The sequence below is a fragment of the Neoaquamicrobium sediminum genome, from assembly GCF_013240295.1.
GTDB classification, from domain to species: Bacteria; Pseudomonadota; Alphaproteobacteria; order Rhizobiales; family Rhizobiaceae; genus Aerobium; species Aerobium sediminum.
Genome location: NZ_JABETK010000002.1, coordinates 2,197,087 through 2,211,856 on the forward strand (window position 1 = coordinate 2,197,087; position 14,770 = coordinate 2,211,856).

The 14,770-nt window shown below is 63.5% G+C and carries 12 protein-coding genes and 2 pseudogenes; 6 read left to right on the top strand and 8 right to left on the bottom strand.

Annotated elements, in window-relative coordinates; genetic code table 11:
• Positions 1 to 138 precede the first annotated feature (138 nt).
• The gene (locus HK436_RS22565; RefSeq protein ID WP_173193362.1) at positions 139 to 909 is read left to right on the top strand and encodes a gamma-glutamyl-gamma-aminobutyrate hydrolase family protein; all 771 of its coding nucleotides are present in this window, start codon (positions 139 to 141) and stop codon (positions 907 to 909) included.
• A 21-nt stretch (positions 910 to 930) separates the two neighbouring features.
• Here HK436_RS22565 and HK436_RS22570 read toward each other — a convergent pair whose 3' ends face one another.
• From HK436_RS22570 to HK436_RS22590, 5 genes and pseudogenes are all read right to left on the bottom strand, one after another.
• Positions 931 to 1,341 (bottom strand): hypothetical protein, encoded by a 411-nt coding sequence (locus HK436_RS22570; protein ID WP_173193364.1) that lies wholly within the window; start codon positions 1,339 to 1,341, stop codon positions 931 to 933.
• 62 nt (positions 1,342 to 1,403) lie between these two features.
• Positions 1,404 to 2,401 (bottom strand): annotated as a pseudogene (locus HK436_RS22575) (2-hydroxyacid dehydrogenase).
• 89 nt (positions 2,402 to 2,490) lie between these two features.
• Positions 2,491 to 3,510, bottom strand: a complete 1,020-nt coding sequence (locus tag HK436_RS22580; protein ID WP_173193750.1) for a LacI family DNA-binding transcriptional regulator — start codon at positions 3,508 to 3,510, stop codon at positions 2,491 to 2,493.
• Positions 3,468 to 4,529 carry a DMT family transporter gene (locus tag HK436_RS22585; RefSeq protein ID WP_194248564.1) on the bottom strand — a complete coding sequence of 354 codons (1,062 nt, stop codon included), beginning with the start codon at positions 4,527 to 4,529 and terminating at the stop codon, positions 3,468 to 3,470. The genes HK436_RS22580 and HK436_RS22585 overlap by 43 nt, the downstream gene beginning before the upstream one ends.
• Positions 4,530 to 4,631: 102 nt before the next feature.
• A complete protein-coding gene (locus tag HK436_RS22590) occupies positions 4,632 to 5,108 on the bottom strand; it encodes a MarR family winged helix-turn-helix transcriptional regulator (RefSeq protein WP_173193366.1) in 477 nt (158 codons plus the stop codon).
• Positions 5,109 to 5,206: 98 nt separating this feature from the next.
• Between HK436_RS22590 and HK436_RS22595 the strand changes: the two genes are divergently transcribed.
• The 5 genes from HK436_RS22595 (at position 5,207) to HK436_RS22615 (ending at position 10,846) form a co-directional block, all read left to right on the top strand.
• Positions 5,207 to 5,980, top strand: coding sequence for a creatininase family protein (locus HK436_RS22595; protein WP_173193368.1), 774 nt, complete (start codon positions 5,207 to 5,209; stop codon positions 5,978 to 5,980).
• Between the two features lie 73 nt (positions 5,981 to 6,053).
• On the top strand, positions 6,054 to 7,091 hold the full coding sequence (locus HK436_RS22600) for a CobW family GTP-binding protein (protein ID WP_173193370.1): 1,038 nt from the start codon (positions 6,054 to 6,056) through the stop codon (positions 7,089 to 7,091).
• Positions 7,091 to 8,065, top strand: coding sequence for a WD40 repeat domain-containing protein (locus tag HK436_RS22605; RefSeq protein WP_173193372.1), 975 nt, complete (start codon positions 7,091 to 7,093; stop codon positions 8,063 to 8,065). The genes HK436_RS22600 and HK436_RS22605 overlap by 1 nt, the downstream gene beginning before the upstream one ends.
• Positions 8,066 to 8,168: 103 nt before the next feature.
• A complete protein-coding gene (locus HK436_RS22610; protein ID WP_173193374.1) occupies positions 8,169 to 9,404 on the top strand; it encodes a putative DNA modification/repair radical SAM protein in 1,236 nt (411 codons plus the stop codon).
• A gap of 2 nt (positions 9,405 to 9,406) precedes the next feature.
• Positions 9,407 to 10,846, top strand: a complete 1,440-nt coding sequence (locus tag HK436_RS22615; protein WP_173193376.1) for a UdgX family uracil-DNA binding protein — start codon at positions 9,407 to 9,409, stop codon at positions 10,844 to 10,846.
• 27 nt (positions 10,847 to 10,873) lie between these two features.
• On the opposite strand, the pseudogene HK436_RS22620 reads toward HK436_RS22615, so the two are convergent.
• The 3 genes and pseudogenes from HK436_RS22620 to HK436_RS22630 form a co-directional block, all read right to left on the bottom strand.
• Positions 10,874 to 12,144 (bottom strand): annotated as a pseudogene (locus tag HK436_RS22620) (glycerate kinase type-2 family protein).
• A 14-nt stretch (positions 12,145 to 12,158) separates the two neighbouring features.
• Positions 12,159 to 13,475, bottom strand: a complete 1,317-nt coding sequence (gene guaD, locus HK436_RS22625; RefSeq protein ID WP_173193378.1) for a guanine deaminase — start codon at positions 13,473 to 13,475, stop codon at positions 12,159 to 12,161.
• The gene (locus HK436_RS22630; RefSeq protein ID WP_173193380.1) at positions 13,472 to 14,689 is read right to left on the bottom strand and encodes a urate hydroxylase PuuD; all 1,218 of its coding nucleotides are present in this window, start codon (positions 14,687 to 14,689) and stop codon (positions 13,472 to 13,474) included. Before HK436_RS22630 ends, guaD begins: the two co-directional genes overlap by 4 nt.
• Positions 14,690 to 14,770 lie beyond the last annotated feature (81 nt).

The window sequence follows — 14,770 nt, forward strand, 5'->3', positions numbered from 1 at the left end:
GTGCAGCGGGCCCCACTGCACGTTTTCGGGCAGTATGCTCGAGGCGTCGGCGACGCTTGGAAATACGCACGAACGGAGCTAGATGTATGTGACAGTTTCCAGCTTGAGAAGCCGGCTTTCCGGCAAACGGAACCAACAATGCGCCAACCGCTAATTGCCGTATCGACCGACGTTCGCCAGTTCGAAAACTACACCTGGCATGCAGCTCCCCAGCAATATCTAGAGGCAGCGCTGTCTGCGGCGGGCGTTCTTCCGATGATGATTCCGTCCTTTGGCGATCGGCTCGATCTGGACGAGCTTCTGTCGTCGGTGCATGGCGTCATGGTCACGGGCTCGAAATCGAATGTGCATCCGTCTCTCTATGGCGGTGACGCCAGCGAAGCGAACGGGCCGTATGACGAGGCACGCGATGCAACCACGCTGCCGCTGATCCGGCTCGCGATCGAGCGCGGAGTGCCGCTACTCGCCATCTGCCGGGGCATCCAGGAGCTCAACGTCGCGCTCGGCGGCACGCTGGCCACGGAAATCCAGGATCAGGACGGCATGCTCGATCACCGCGCACCCGCGAGCGACAATCAGGATGAGCGCTTCGCCATCCGCCAGCCGGTATCGATCAAGCCCGGCACCTGCCTTGCAGGTGTGTTTGGAGCCGGCGAGATCATGGTGAACTCAGTTCACCGTCAGGCAGTTGGGCGGCTGGGCGAACGGCTTCAGGTCGAGGCCGTGGCCGAGGACGGAACGGTCGAGGCGGTCTCGGTCGTCGGAGCACGTTCCTTTGCGGTCGGCGTGCAGTGGCATCCGGAATACTGGGCCAGGAGCGACGACAACTCCGCGCGTATCTTCCGCGCTTTCGGCGACGCAGTCCGGCTTCATGCCGCCGATCCTTCGGGGCGGCTTGCAGCGGAATAGAATTCTGCCGGCGTTGCGGGCTCAGTCCACCGCGAGCAGCGTCATGATCGGCTGGCGCGGTGCGTAGGAAACGAAGGCCGCGCCGTCTGCTACGGCAAACTCGGCAACCACCCCGCCATCATCCTTCGTGAATGCAATGGACCCATCCTCACGATCCTGCCACCAGCGCGCAGCGTTCAGGTTGCCGCCAAGGTCCGGGCATTGCGCACCAAAGCGCAGCGGCCGCCTGTCTTCCAAATCAGGGACCTCGGCAGCGATAAGCACGCAGGTGTCGTCAACGCCGCCCGCATGAAGGCGGAAGCGAACCTCGCTCCTAGCGGAAATGCTGCCCGTAATGGCGTCCATGTCCGGCGCGACAGGCGCGGCCTTGGACCCTGGCGCCAGGATGCCCAGCGCCATCAACAGGATCGCGCCGGTTTTCGTCATGCTCATCGGACTTCCTCTGCCCTGCAAGGACAGAAGGATCGGCATTCATGGTTAACGAAGCTTTAAGATCAGCGTGTCGGCAACGGAACGTCGCGGGTTTCCGCGACCGGCGTCATCACCTCGCCGCGCTCGAACCAAGCGAACAGATTGTCGGCGACGAGATCCGCCATCGCCTGCCTGGTATGAACGGTCGCTGAGCCGACGTGCGGCAGCAGAGAAGCGTTCTCGGCCTTGAGCAAACCCTCCGGAACGTTCGGTTCGTCAGCGAACACGTCGAGACCGGCGGCCATGATGGTTCCGTCCGCGAGCGCCTTGGCCAGCGCATCCTCGTCGACGGTAGAGCCACGCCCGATATTCACGAAAACGCCATTGCTCCCGAGCGCAGCCAGAACTTCAGCGTTGATCGCCTTTTCGGTCGACGCGCCGCCCGGTGCGATGGAAACAAGCGTATCGACGTTGCGCGCCAGGTCGACCAGCGTCGGATAGTAGGTGTAATCCACCCCTCGACAGGGCGGCGATTGTGGTAGCTAATCGGAAGACCGAACGCCTCGATCCGCCGAGCTATCGCCTGCCCGATCCGGCCAAGGCCGAAAATGCCGACCGAGCGCCCGCGCAGCGTACCGCGCGTCAGCGGATAGTTCCCGTCCTTCACCCACTTGCCGGCGCGAAGCCATGCCTCAGCCTTCGGCAATTCGCGCACCGTGTTGAGAAGCAGGCCGAGCGCGGTGTCGGCAACCTCCTCCGTCAGCACGTCGGGCGTGTTGGTCACCATGACGCCGGCGGAGCCCGCATGCTTGGCATCGACATGGTCATAGCCGACGCCGAAGCTGGCGACTATCTCGAGATTGGGCAGGGCATCGATGAAGGCTGCGTCAACGCGCGTCATCACGGCCGCGCCCCTGATCCTGGCCCGTTCGTCATCGCTCAGCAATGCCGGATCGGCACGGTCCGCCGTGACGACGTTGAACGCCTCCGATATGCGTCCGACCGCATGCGGATGGAGCTTGCCGGGGATGAGGATTGTTACGTCGTCGGTCGCTGCCAAGGTTATGGCTCCCTCTTGCATCATGATTGTGGATCGGTTGTCAGCGTAGGCAGTGGCCGGAGGTCAGGCAAGTCCTACCGGGCCGTCCACGCGAGAGCATGTTCAGTGGGTCAGCGCTCCACCGGCTTGCCGGTCGACTGCCGGACATGCAGTTCCGGCCGGATGAGCTCCTGCCCGCCATGCACCTCGACACCGTTGAGCCGGTCGAGCAACGTACGCGCCGCCCGGCGGCCCACTTCGCGCTGCCCGTTCCAGACGGTGGTTAGGGCCGGCGTGGCGATGGCCGCTTCCTCCAGATCGTCGTAGCCGGTAACCGAGACGTCGACGCCCGGCACCAGCCCGGCGCGCGCAATGCCGTTCATCAGGCCAATGGCCACCAGGTCATTCCAGCATACTGCTGCCGTGGGCTTGTCCTTGAGCGCCAAAAATTGCTGCGACGCCTCGAAACCAGCCTGCTTGGTACGAGGGCCGGGAATGCGCCAGCGCGTCTCGACCGGAAGCCCGGCGGCTTCCATGGCCATGACATAACCGCGATAGCGGTCGCGGCCGGTCGACGTCTGGTCGGTGCCGCCGATCATCGCGATGCGGCGATGCCCCAGCGAGATCAGGTGGTTGGTCGCAAGACCGATGCCGTAGGCGTCGTCGCCGCGGAAGACGGGCACATCGGCGTCCTCGACCGACCGAGCGATCAGCACCGCCGGCAAACCGTTGGCCTCGGCAAGCTGAATGTCGGCCGCGGGCGTTCCGATGGCCGGCGACATGATGACGCCGTCGGCGCCCAATTGCAGCAGGGTGTCGATGAAGGTCCGCTGCTTCTCGAGCTGGTCATAGTGGTTCGAAAGCAGGAAGGTCTGCCGACTGCGGTCGAGCTCGCTTTCGATCGATCGCAGGATCTCGGCGAAGAAAGGATTCATGATGTCGTGCACGACGACACCGACGATGCCCGATCGCGACGTGCGCAGGCTGGCCGCCCGGCGATTGTAGATATAGCCGATCGTGCGCGCGTGCTCCTTGATGCGCTCTCGTGTGGCATCGGCCACCAGCGGACTGTCGCGCAGCGCCAGCGATACGGTGGCGGTCGACACGTTCAACGCTTCCGCGATCGTCGAAAGCTTGATCTTCTGAGCCAGGGAACCCCTCCTCCCGACAGGCGCGGCCAAACGTCTTTAAACGGTTTAAAGAACCCTATGCCATCCGCGGCCGGCATTTCAAAGCTTTTTGCCAGCTCCTGGGTTTCGCTGTTCGGCGCGGTCCGGCTTGCAAGCCGCAGCCGGTGCTCGCGATGGACGATATAGAGGCCGCTGGACACGATGATCCCGGCGCCGGCGAGCGTCCACCAATCGGGCAGGTCCGAAAACACCAGGTATCCGAGCGCGATCATCCAGATCATCTGCGAATAGGGGTAAGGCGCAAGCGCCGTGGTGGTCGCCTGCTTGTAGGCCCGGATAAGCAAATAGTGTCCGAAGGCGCCGATGGCGCCAAGCCCGAAGAGCAGCACCCAATGCAGCGGCTCCTGCGGCATGGACCCATAGAGCGGCACGAACGGGAACATAAGCACCGTTGGCGCAAGCGCGGAATAGAAGATCAGGCTCGCCGATGTCTCCGTCGCCCCCATGTGCCGGGTCATGATGACGTAGAAGCTGTAGCTTGCCATCGACATCAGCGCGAAAACGTGGCCGGTGCCGAAGGTGCCCAGGCCCGGCCGGGTGATCACCAGCACGCCGAGGAGACCGACAAGCACGGCGAGCCAGCGCCGCCAGCCAGCCCATTCGCCAAGCAGAGGGCCGGCAAGCGCGGTGATCACCATCGGCGCGAAAAAGTAGATCGAGATCGTCTCGGCGAGCTGCAGCGTTTGCAGCGCGAGGAAATTGAACACCGTCGAGCCGAACAGGAAGACGCCGCGCACGATCTGCCTTGGCAGGCTCTGCGCGCGGAACATGGCCGGGTTCGACCATGACCGGAACAGTATCATCACCAGCACGAGGTGGATTGCAAAGCGCATCCAGGCGAGGAACGGAGCGGCCATGCCCTGCTGCACGAGATACTTCGCGCTTGCATCGAGAAAGGCGAACGAAAAGCAGGCCGACAACACAAGCAAAATGGCCGAGGTCGGCGTGGCCGCCTCCGGATTGCTTTGTTGCTGGGTCAATGCGTGTGGCCGGACATCATGGGAGCTTCATGCGCTTCTTCGACCAAGGGGGCCTGTGGCGCAAGAAAAACTGCATGAACATACGACGATTGGCCAGGCCTACTATTCGTCGGCGTCGTCAGCTTCCTCGTGATCTTCCGCAACGATCGCGCCGTTGGACAGGTTGGCCTCGATGCGCCCGAGCAGCTTGACCAGAGCCTTCTGCTCTTTCTTGTCGAGCCCCTTGAGTGCCTGTTTCTCCGTCTTGCGCACCGCTTTCTCAATGGCACGGATGGCGCCGCGTCCTTCCTCGGTCAGGAAGACATTGGCCTGGCGCGCATCGGTCTCCGAAGCACGCTTTTCGACATAGCCTTGAGTCTGGAGACGGTTGATCGTCTTGGTCACCGTTGGCGGCCGAACGCCGAGCTTGATCGCCAGTTGTCCGGGTGTCTGGCCGTCCTCGCGGTCCAGCGCAATCATGATCTGGTCCTGGCCGGCGTAAAAGCCGTGCGACAGGAGACGCGCCGCCAGCGCCGTGCGCGAAAGCCGCGCCGCCGAATGAAGCTGCGCCATCGCAGCCGCCTTGCCAGGTTTAGCCATCGACGTTTTCCCCTCGCTTTCGCATTGCCTGAGGGCCGCGGGACACGCTAGCCTGACCTCAACGCGACGAAGCCATGGCATAGCCACATAACAGAAACATGACAGCCAGCGAAACAAATCGTGCCGGCCTGCGATCCGTGGCCGTGCTGCCGCTCGGCGCGACCGAGCAGCATGGACCGCACCTGCCTTTCGAGACCGACACCATCATCGCCGAGGGCGTGGCCACGCGCGTCGCGAGCCTGCTGCCAGCGGGCCTGGAAGTGCACTTCCTGCCCGTCGAGCCAGTCGGCTATTCGATAGAACACCTGGATGTCGCCGGCACCCGGACGTTGACATTCGACGAAGCAGCAAGGCGATGGATCGGCATAGGCGAGGCGTGCCATCGGCAGGGCTGCCGCCGCTTCGTCATGCTCAACGCCCATGGCGGCAACTCCTCGCTGATGACGATCGTCGCCACCGAGCTGCGGGTGCGATTCGACATGCTGGCGGTAGCGACGAGCTGGACGCGTTTCGGCTATCCGCCCGACATCGTCTCACCGGAAGAAAAGGCGCTCGGCATCCATGGCGGCTTCATCGAGACCAGCGTCATGCTGACGTTGCGTCCCGACCTGGTCGACATGGACAAGGCACGCAATTTCACCTCGATGCAGGCAGTCTACGAGCGGGAGTTTTCGCATCTTCGCGCCTATGGTCCCCACGCCTTTGGCTGGAAGATGCGCGATCTGTCGCCGGATGGCGTCGTCGGCAACGCCGCCGCGGCTAATGCTGAGGCGGGCGAGATGATCCTCGATCATGCCGCGAAAGGCGTTATCGAATTGCTGGAGGATGTCGCACGCTTCGACCTGCGGATGCTGGGTTCGAACCCCGCATAATCCCCGGTGCAATCCGGTCGCCGACGTCCTATATGGACGCCACGACCCTTCATTCCTTGCGCGAGAGGCATCCATGGCGCAGATACAGACCCAAATTCCGGTAACGGTGCTTACCGGCTATCTCGGCTCCGGCAAGACGACCCTGCTCAACCGCATCCTCACTGAGGACCACGGCAAGCGTTATGCCGTCATCGTCAACGAGTTCGGCGAGATCGGCATCGACAACGACCTGATCGTGGAATCCGACGAGGAAATCTACGAGATGAACAATGGCTGCATCTGCTGCACGGTGCGCGGCGACCTGATCCGCACCGTCGAGGGCCTGATGCGCCGTCCCGGCCGCTTCGATGCGATCCTGGTCGAGACGACCGGTCTCGCCGATCCCGCGCCGGTCGCGCAGACCTTCTTCATGGACGACGACGTGCGGTCCAAGACCAAACTCGACGCCGTCGTTGCGCTTGTGGACGCCAAGCACTTGCCGCTGCGCCTGAAGGATTCGAAAGAGGCGGAAGACCAGATCGCGTTCGCCGATGTCGTGGTGCTCAACAAGACCGACCTCGTCACCGAGGACGAGTTGCGCGACGTCGAGGCCGCCGTGCGCGCCATCAACCCTGCGGCAAAGATCCACAAGACCGAACGCTCGGGCGTTGCCCTCAATGAAGTGCTGGACCGCGGCGCGTTCGACCTGTCGCGGGCGCTCGACAACGATCCGCACTTCCTCGACGCGCACGATCATGACCACGATCACGAATGCGGGCCGGATTGCGATCACGATCACGGCCATCATCACCATCACGGCGTTTCGCCGATCCACGATGTCGGCGTGACCTCGATCTCGCTGCGCGGCGGCGAAATGGACCCGAAGAAGTTCTTCCCGTGGCTGGAGAAGACCACCCAGATGGACGGGCCGAACATCCTGCGGCTCAAGGGCATAATCGCGCTCAAGGACGACCCGGACCGTTATGTGGTGCAGGGCGTTCACATGATCCTCGAAGGCGACCACCAGCGCGCCTGGAAGGATGACGAGCAGCACGAGAGCCGGCTGGTTTTCATCGGCCGCGAACTCGACGGCGAACGCCTCAAGCGCACTTTCGAGGCATGCCAGGCCTGATGCCCACAGTCGCTCCTCTCGACCTAGACGGCCATTGCGTCGCCGCCTGCTGGCTTGCCGGCATCCCGCATTTCGCGCTCGCCGACGGCGTGATCCACCGGCTCGACAACGGCCACAAATGGGTCGAAGCGCATAACGGTTTGCTGGCCGCGATGCCCGACGCCGATGGCAAGCGGCTTGTAACCGGCGGCGAGGACGGCAAGGTCCTCGACATCGGCGCCGACGGCTCGATCGAGCAGGTCGCCGAAATCGGTCGCAAGTGGATGACGAGCGTTGCGACCGGCCCACGCGGTGCCGTTGCCTTTGCCAGCGGCAAGACGGCATGGGTGAAATTGCCTGACGGCAAGCTCAAGGAACTGGTCCATCCGCGCAGCGTCGAAGGACTGGCCTTCGCCCCGAAGGGCATGCGCATCGCGGTCGCCCGCTACAACGGTGCGACGCTGCACTTTCCGGCGGCAGACGGCAAGCCGACGGAGCTCCAATGGGCCGGAGCTCATACCGGCGTGACCTTCTCGCCCGACGGCAATTTCCTCGTCACCACCATGCAGGAGAACGCGCTTCACGGCTGGAAGCTGGCCGACGGCAAGCACATGCGCATGGCAGGCTACCCTTCCAAGGTGAAGTCGCTATCGTGGAGCGCCAAGGGCCGCTGGCTAGCGAGTTCGGGCGCGCCCGCAGCCGTCGTCTGGCCGTTCCTCACGAAGGACGGCCCTATCGGCAAGGCGCCGGTTGAATTGGGCACGCGCGGCGACGCCATGGTCACGGCAGTGTCGTTCCACCCGACCGACGAGATCGTGGCAATCGGCTATGCCGACGGCATGGTGCTTGCCGGCCGCGTCGCCGACCAGAAGGAAGTGCTGCTGCGCCGCGCTGGCAATGGCGCGGTGACATCCATGGCGTGGGATGCCGAAGGACGTCGGATCGCCCTCGGCACCGAGACCGGCGACTGCGGCGTCATCGACGTGGCAGGCTGACTACTCCACCGAGCAGCTAATCGGACCGGTGAAACGCGCTGGCGATTGCGCACCTACGTCAAAGTGAATAGACGCGGGCCGCCTTGGAACATATCATGAACAGATGTCCAAGCTCTCGACACGCGAAAAACTCGCCATTCTCGCCGATGCAGCCAAATACGACGCGTCCTGCGCTTCGTCGGGTGCGGCGGGTCGCAATTCGCTCAAAACCAAGGGCATCGGCTCGACGGAAGGCAGCGGAATCTGCCATTCCTACGCGCCGGATGGGCGCTGCATCTCGCTGCTGAAGATACTTCTGACGAATTTCTGCATCTATGACTGCGCCTATTGCGTGAATCGCTCGTCGTCGAATGTGAAGCGGGCACGGTTCACGGTCGAGGAGGTGGTCAATCTCACGCTGGATTTCTACAAGCGCAACTATATCGAGGGGTTGTTCCTGTCCTCCGGCGTGATCCGTTCACCCGACGAGACGATGGCTGAGATGGTGGAGATCGCGCGGCGCCTGCGCATCGATCACGCTTACCAGGGCTACATCCATCTCAAGACCATTCCCGAGGCAAGCGACGACTTGGTCGAGCAGGCAGGCCTCTACGCCGACCGGCTTTCCATCAACGTAGAACTCCCGACCGACGCCGGTGTCCATCAGCTCGCGCCGCAGAAGAAGCCGGAGACAATCCGCGTTTCGATGGCGCGTCTGCGCTCCAGGATCGAGGAGCGGTCGGAGCCAACGATGCGCACGAAAAAGCGCGCTCGCTTCGTGCCCGGCGGTCAGTCCACGCAGATGATCGTCGGCGCGGATGCCACGACCGATGCTGACATCCTATCCACCTCGGCGCGGCTCTATGCGGGCTACCGGCTTCGCCGCGTCTACTACTCGGCGTTCAGCCCGATACCGGATTCGTCGGCCGTCCTGCCGCTGGTGAAGCCACCGCTGATGCGCGAGCACCGGCTTTATCAGGCCGATTGGTTGATGCGGTTCTATGGCTTCGAGCGTCAGGAAATTACTGCCGGTCGAGCCGACGGCATGCTCGATCTCGAAGTCGATCCCAAGCTGGCATGGGCACTGGCCAACCGGCACGTATTCCCGCTCGACGTGAACCGGGCGCCGCGTGAACTGCTGCTGCGCGTACCGGGCCTGGGCGCGAAGGTGGTGGACAGGATGCTCGCCGTGCGGCGCCATCAACGGCTTCGCATCGAAGACCTGGGACGCCTGTGTGCATCCATCGCCAAGGTGCGCCCCTTCATCGTCGCCGACGGCTGGTCGCCGCGCTCGCTGCTCGACGAGGAAAACCTGCGTGCCCGGCTGACACCGCCCGCACGACAGCTCAGCCTGTTCTGACCATGCGCTTCACGGTCACTCTGTCAGGCGAAACAGATTTCAACGGCTGGCGCGAAGCCGCCCGCGCACTGGCGTTGAACGATGTGAAGGCTGGCGACATCGGCTGGCGAACCGGCGAGGACCAGGACCTTTTCGCCAACCCAACGCCCCTGCCCGCCGCGCCGGAAGGCGCGACCATGAATGTGCCTCGCGCATTCATCGACAAGGCGCAAGCCGTCATCTGCCATTCTGACCCGCATCGCTTTGCGCTGCTCTATCGCCTGCTTTTGGCAATGCGGAAGACGCCGCATCTGATGAAGATCGCATCCGACCCCGACGTCATGGCGCTGCGCGATCTGGAAAAATCGGTACGCCGCGACATCCACAAGATGCGCGCTTTCGTGCGCTTCGTCCGAGTGAGCGATGGCAGCCACGAACGGTTCGTCGCGTGGTTCGAGCCGGACCACTACATCGTTGAGGGCAACGCACCGTTCTTCGTCCGGCGTTTTGCCGGAATGCATTGGACGATCCTCACGCCGCACAGGTCGGTCCAGTGGAATGGCGAGCGTCTGTCGTTCGGCGAAGGCGCTACGAAAGCGGATGCGCCGAAGGAAGACGCATCCGACGCGCTCTGGAAAACCTACTTCGCCAACATCTTCAATCCCGCCCGCCTGAAGGTTAAGGCGATGGAGGCCGAGATGCCCAAGAAATACTGGCGGAACCTTCCAGAGGCTTCGCTCATTCCAGATTTGATCAAGGGCGCCGAAAGTGCAGCCCGCGACATGCTGGAAAGGATGCCGACAATGCCGGCTCCGCATCATGCAAAGATCCAGGAACGTCTTTGGAGTGCACCTCCCGAAGCGCCGCCAGACGATGCAAAATCGCTTGGCGAGCTGCGTCGCCAGGCCGAAGGGTGCCGCCGGTGTCCGCTCTGGCAGGATGCCACCCAGACAGTGTTCGGCGAAGGGCCGGAGAGCGCCCGCATCGTGTTCGTCGGCGAACAGCCCGGTGACCAGGAGGACATAGCAGGCAAGCCTTTCGTGGGCCCGGCCGGCAAAGTGTTCGACGAGGTGATCGAGGAGGCTGGCATCGAAAGACAGAAACTTTACGTCACCAACGCCGTCAAGCATTTCAAGTTCGAGCCGCGCGGAAAGCGCCGTATTCATCAAAAACCCAATGCCGGGGAGGTGAAGGCCTGTCGCTGGTGGCTCGATCAAGAACTGGGATTCATCAAGCCCGACCTCGTCGTCGCCATGGGCGCGACCGCGGCTCAATCGCTTCTGGGCAAGGCCGTTCCCATTACCAGGATGCGCGGCACGATCGTCACGCGGGACGACGGTCTGCGCGTCTTTCTCACCATCCACCCGTCCTTCATCCTGCGCATCCCCGAGGCAGCGGAGGCGCAGGCCGAGCGCGAGAGATTTCTGGCGGACATGCAGCAGGTGAAGGAATTGGCGGGTTGATCCCCGCTTGGTGGCCGAAAGCCGCCCTCAGACGACCAAGATCGCCCGCAGGTCGTTGACGTTGGTGCCGGTCGGCCCGGGCGCGAACAGATCGTCAACGGCGTCGAACGCCGTCCATGCATCGTTGCGACCTAGAGCTTGCTTGGGGTCGATTCCGCAGCGCGCATTCGCGCCGCGCTCGTGAAATCCACGAAAGCGCCTGCATTGTCTTCAGATCCGTCGATGCCGTCAGTATCGGCGGCAAAGGCCTGTACGCCCTCGACACCTTCGATCGCCAGCGCGAGCGCCAGCAGGAATTCGGAGTTGCGCCCGCCCTTGCCGCCCTTGCCTCTGATGGTCACCGTGGTCTCGCCGCCAGACAGAAGCAGCACCGGTTTGCGGAATGGTCGGTTGCGCGCTGCAATCTCGCGTGCGATCGCGGCGTGCATGCCGGCAACGTCACGCGCTTCGCCTTCGATCGCATCGGAGAGGATGACCGCCTCGATGCCGCGACTTCTGGCCTCCTCTGCGGCCGCTTCCAGCGAACGCGCGGCTGAGGCGATCACATGCACCTCATTGCCGGCAAATGCCGGATCGTCGGGCGACGGCGCTTCGGCCGCCTCAGATTGCAGATGCCGCAGCGCCGCGTCGGGAAGCTTGAGGCCATAGTCGCGCACTATCGCAAGTGCTTCCTCGCGGACGGCGTGGTCCGGCACCGTCGGGCCGGAGGCGACAAAGGCCGGATTGTCACCGGGAATGTCCGAAACGACAAGCGAGACGACTCTCGCCGGATGTGCCGCGAGCGCCAGCCGCCCGCCCTTGATGGTCGACAGGTGCTTGCGCAGCGTGTTCATTGCCGAGATCGGCGCGCCGGACGCGAGCAGCGCCTCGTTGACCGCGATTTCATCGGCAAGGCTCATGCCATCCGGCGGCGAAGGCAGCAGCGCCGAGCCGCCGCCCGAGATCAATGCGACGACCAGATCGTCGGAAGTCAGTCCTTCGACTGACTCAAGCAGTCGCCGCGAAGCGACCAGCCCGGCCTCGTCCGGCACCGGATGCGCTGCCTCGATCACCTCGATCCGCTCGCACGGCGCCGCATAGCCGTATCGTGTCACAACCAGCCCTTCCAGCGGCGCATCCCAGGCCTTCTCGAACGCCGCGGCCATCTGCGCCGAAGCCTTTCCCGCACCGATCACGAGGGTGCGCCCCTTAGGCTTTTGAGGAAGAAAGTCACGAATGACACGTTCGGGGTCGGCAGCCGCAACGGCTGCTGTGAAAAGCCCGCCAAAAAGGGCGCGGGTATCGAACTCTTCCGCCATTTCGGATTCCCGTTCTATCTGCCGGCGATGGCGCTTTTTGCGGCCCGCCCGGCGACATACACCTCGCGTATCGCGCGATCGTCGCCCAATGTCTGTAGCAGGAACAGTTCTTCTGCCAGCGTTTCCACCGTTTCCATGCGCAGGGCCATGCCGGGCGTTGCCCGTGGGTCAAGCACGACGATGTCGGCGTCCGTACCGGGATCCAGTGTGCCCACCCGGTCCTCGATCGACAGCGCCTTCGCGTTGCCGAGCGTGATCTGCCAGAAGGCGGCGAGCGGGTTCATCTTCTCGCCCTGCAGCGCGATGACCTTGTAGCCTTCGTCCATGGTGCGCAGCATGGAGTAGTTCGTGCCGCCGCCGACATCGGTGGCCGCCGCGATCCGCAAGGGCTTGGCCCGCTTCGAATAGCGCTGCCAGTCGAACAGGCCCGAGCCAAGAAAGAGATTGGAGGTCGGACAGAACACGGCCACCGACCCGGTATCGGACAAGAGGTCGGCCTCACGCTCGGAAAGATGGATGCAGTGGCCGAGAAGCGTTTTAGGCCCCAGCAACCCGTATTGCGCATAGATGTCCGTGTAGTCCTTCGCCGCCGGATAGAGTTCCTGCGTGAAGGCGATCTCGGCATGGTTCTCCGAGAGATGCGTCTGAATGTGCAGGTCCGGACGCTCGCGCGCCAGGGCACCGGCCATTTCCATCTGCTCCGGCGAGGACGTGATGGCGAAGCGGGGCGTGATCGCGTAGTGCAGGCGCCCCTTGCCGTGCCACTCCGCAATCAGCGCCTTGGTATCGTCGTAACCTGCCTGCGGCGTGTCGCGCAGCCCCTCGGGCGCGTTGCGGTCCATCATCACCTTGCCGCCGATCGCCAGCATGTCGCGAGACAGCGCCTCGGCGAAGAATGCCTCCGCGCTCTCCTTGTGCACGGAGCAGTAGGCCGCGACCGTCGTCGTGCCGTGCCGCACCATCTCATCGAGAAACAGGCGCGCGATGCGTCGTCCGTGCTGCGTGTCGGAAAACTTCGTTTCTTCCGGAAACGTGTAGGTGTTCAGCCAGTCGAGCAGTTCGGCGCCGTAGCTGCCGATGATCTGCATCTGCGGGAAATGCGCGTGCGCATCGATGAAACCCGGCATCAGGATATGCGGGCGATGGTCGATGATTTCGGCATCCCGCGCCTCGGCCGAGATGAGCGAGAAATCGCCGACCGCCTCGATCCTGCCGTCGCGGATGAGAATGCCACCGTCTTCCTCGAAGACATAGGCGGCGGCGCGGTCATCGACACTCTCCGGCTTCGCACGGAAGGAGAGAACGCGCCCGCGCAGCAGCCGCGCGGTCACCGCCGAGCCTCCTCGAACCAAGCCACAAGCAACGCCCGCTCATCGGCTGTCATGGCGGAGACGTTGCCGGGCGGCATGGCGTGGCTGCGCCCGGCCTGCAGGTAAATCTCGCGCGCATGCTCGGCGATCTGCACATCGGCATCGAGCGTCACGCCTTTTGGCGCGAAGGTCAGACCCTCCCAGGCCGGCTCGGCCGTGTGGCACATCGCGCAGCGTCCCATCACCGTGTCGCGCACGGCGGGAAAGTGTGCCGAAGCCATCAGCGTCTCGGCGGTTGACGACACGCGCGCCTCGCCGGTCAGCACCTTCGGCACGGTCGAGAGCCACATGATGACGATGAAGAGGATACCCGCCGCCGCCCAGGTCCAGTGCGGCTTTCCCTTTCGCGCATGCATGGTGTTGAAATAGTGCCGGATCAACACGCCGATAATGAAGATCAGCGCTGCGATCACCCAGTTGAACTCCGTGGCGAAAGCCAGCGGATAGTGGTTCGACAGCATCAGGAACACGACCGGCAGCGTCAGGTAGTTGTTGTGCAGCGACCGGGTCTTGGCGATCTTGCCGTATTTCGGATCGGGCTTGCGCCCGGCAATGAGGTCCGCGACCACGATCTTCTGGTTGGGAATGATGATGAGGAAGACGTTCGCCGACATGATCGTCGCGGTGAATGCGCCCAGATGCAGGAAGGCGGCACGGCCGGTGAAAAGCTGCGTGTAACCCCATGCCATCGCGACCAGGATGGGGAACAGCACCAGCATCAGGAGCGTATCGTTGTCGGAAAGGCGCGACCGGCACAATAGATCGTAGATCACCCAGCCCAGCGCCAGAGAGGCGAGCGAGATCAGGATCGCGACCGGTTGCGACACGTCGAGCACGTTGCGATCGATCAGGTAGAGGTCGGCGCCGGCATAGTAGACGATGGCGAGCAGCGCGAAGCCCGACAGCCAGGTCGCGTAGGATTCCCATTTGAACCAGGTCAGGTGTTCGGGCATCCGGGCCGGCGCCACCAGATATTTCTGGATATGGTAGAAGCCGCCGCCGTGCACCTGCCATTCCTCGCCGTGAGCACCCTCAGGCATGCCGTCGCGGCGCACCAGACCCAGGTCGAGCGCGATGAAGTAGAAGGACGAGCCGATCCAGGCGATGGCGGTCACGACATGCAGCCAGCGCACGCCAAAGCTTAGCCAGTCCCAGAAGATCGCGAATTCGTACATGCCCTTCCCCTCGCATTCCGACACACAACCTTACGGCGTCTGGTTCAAACAGGAAGGGGAGAGTTGCACGATGACTTTCAA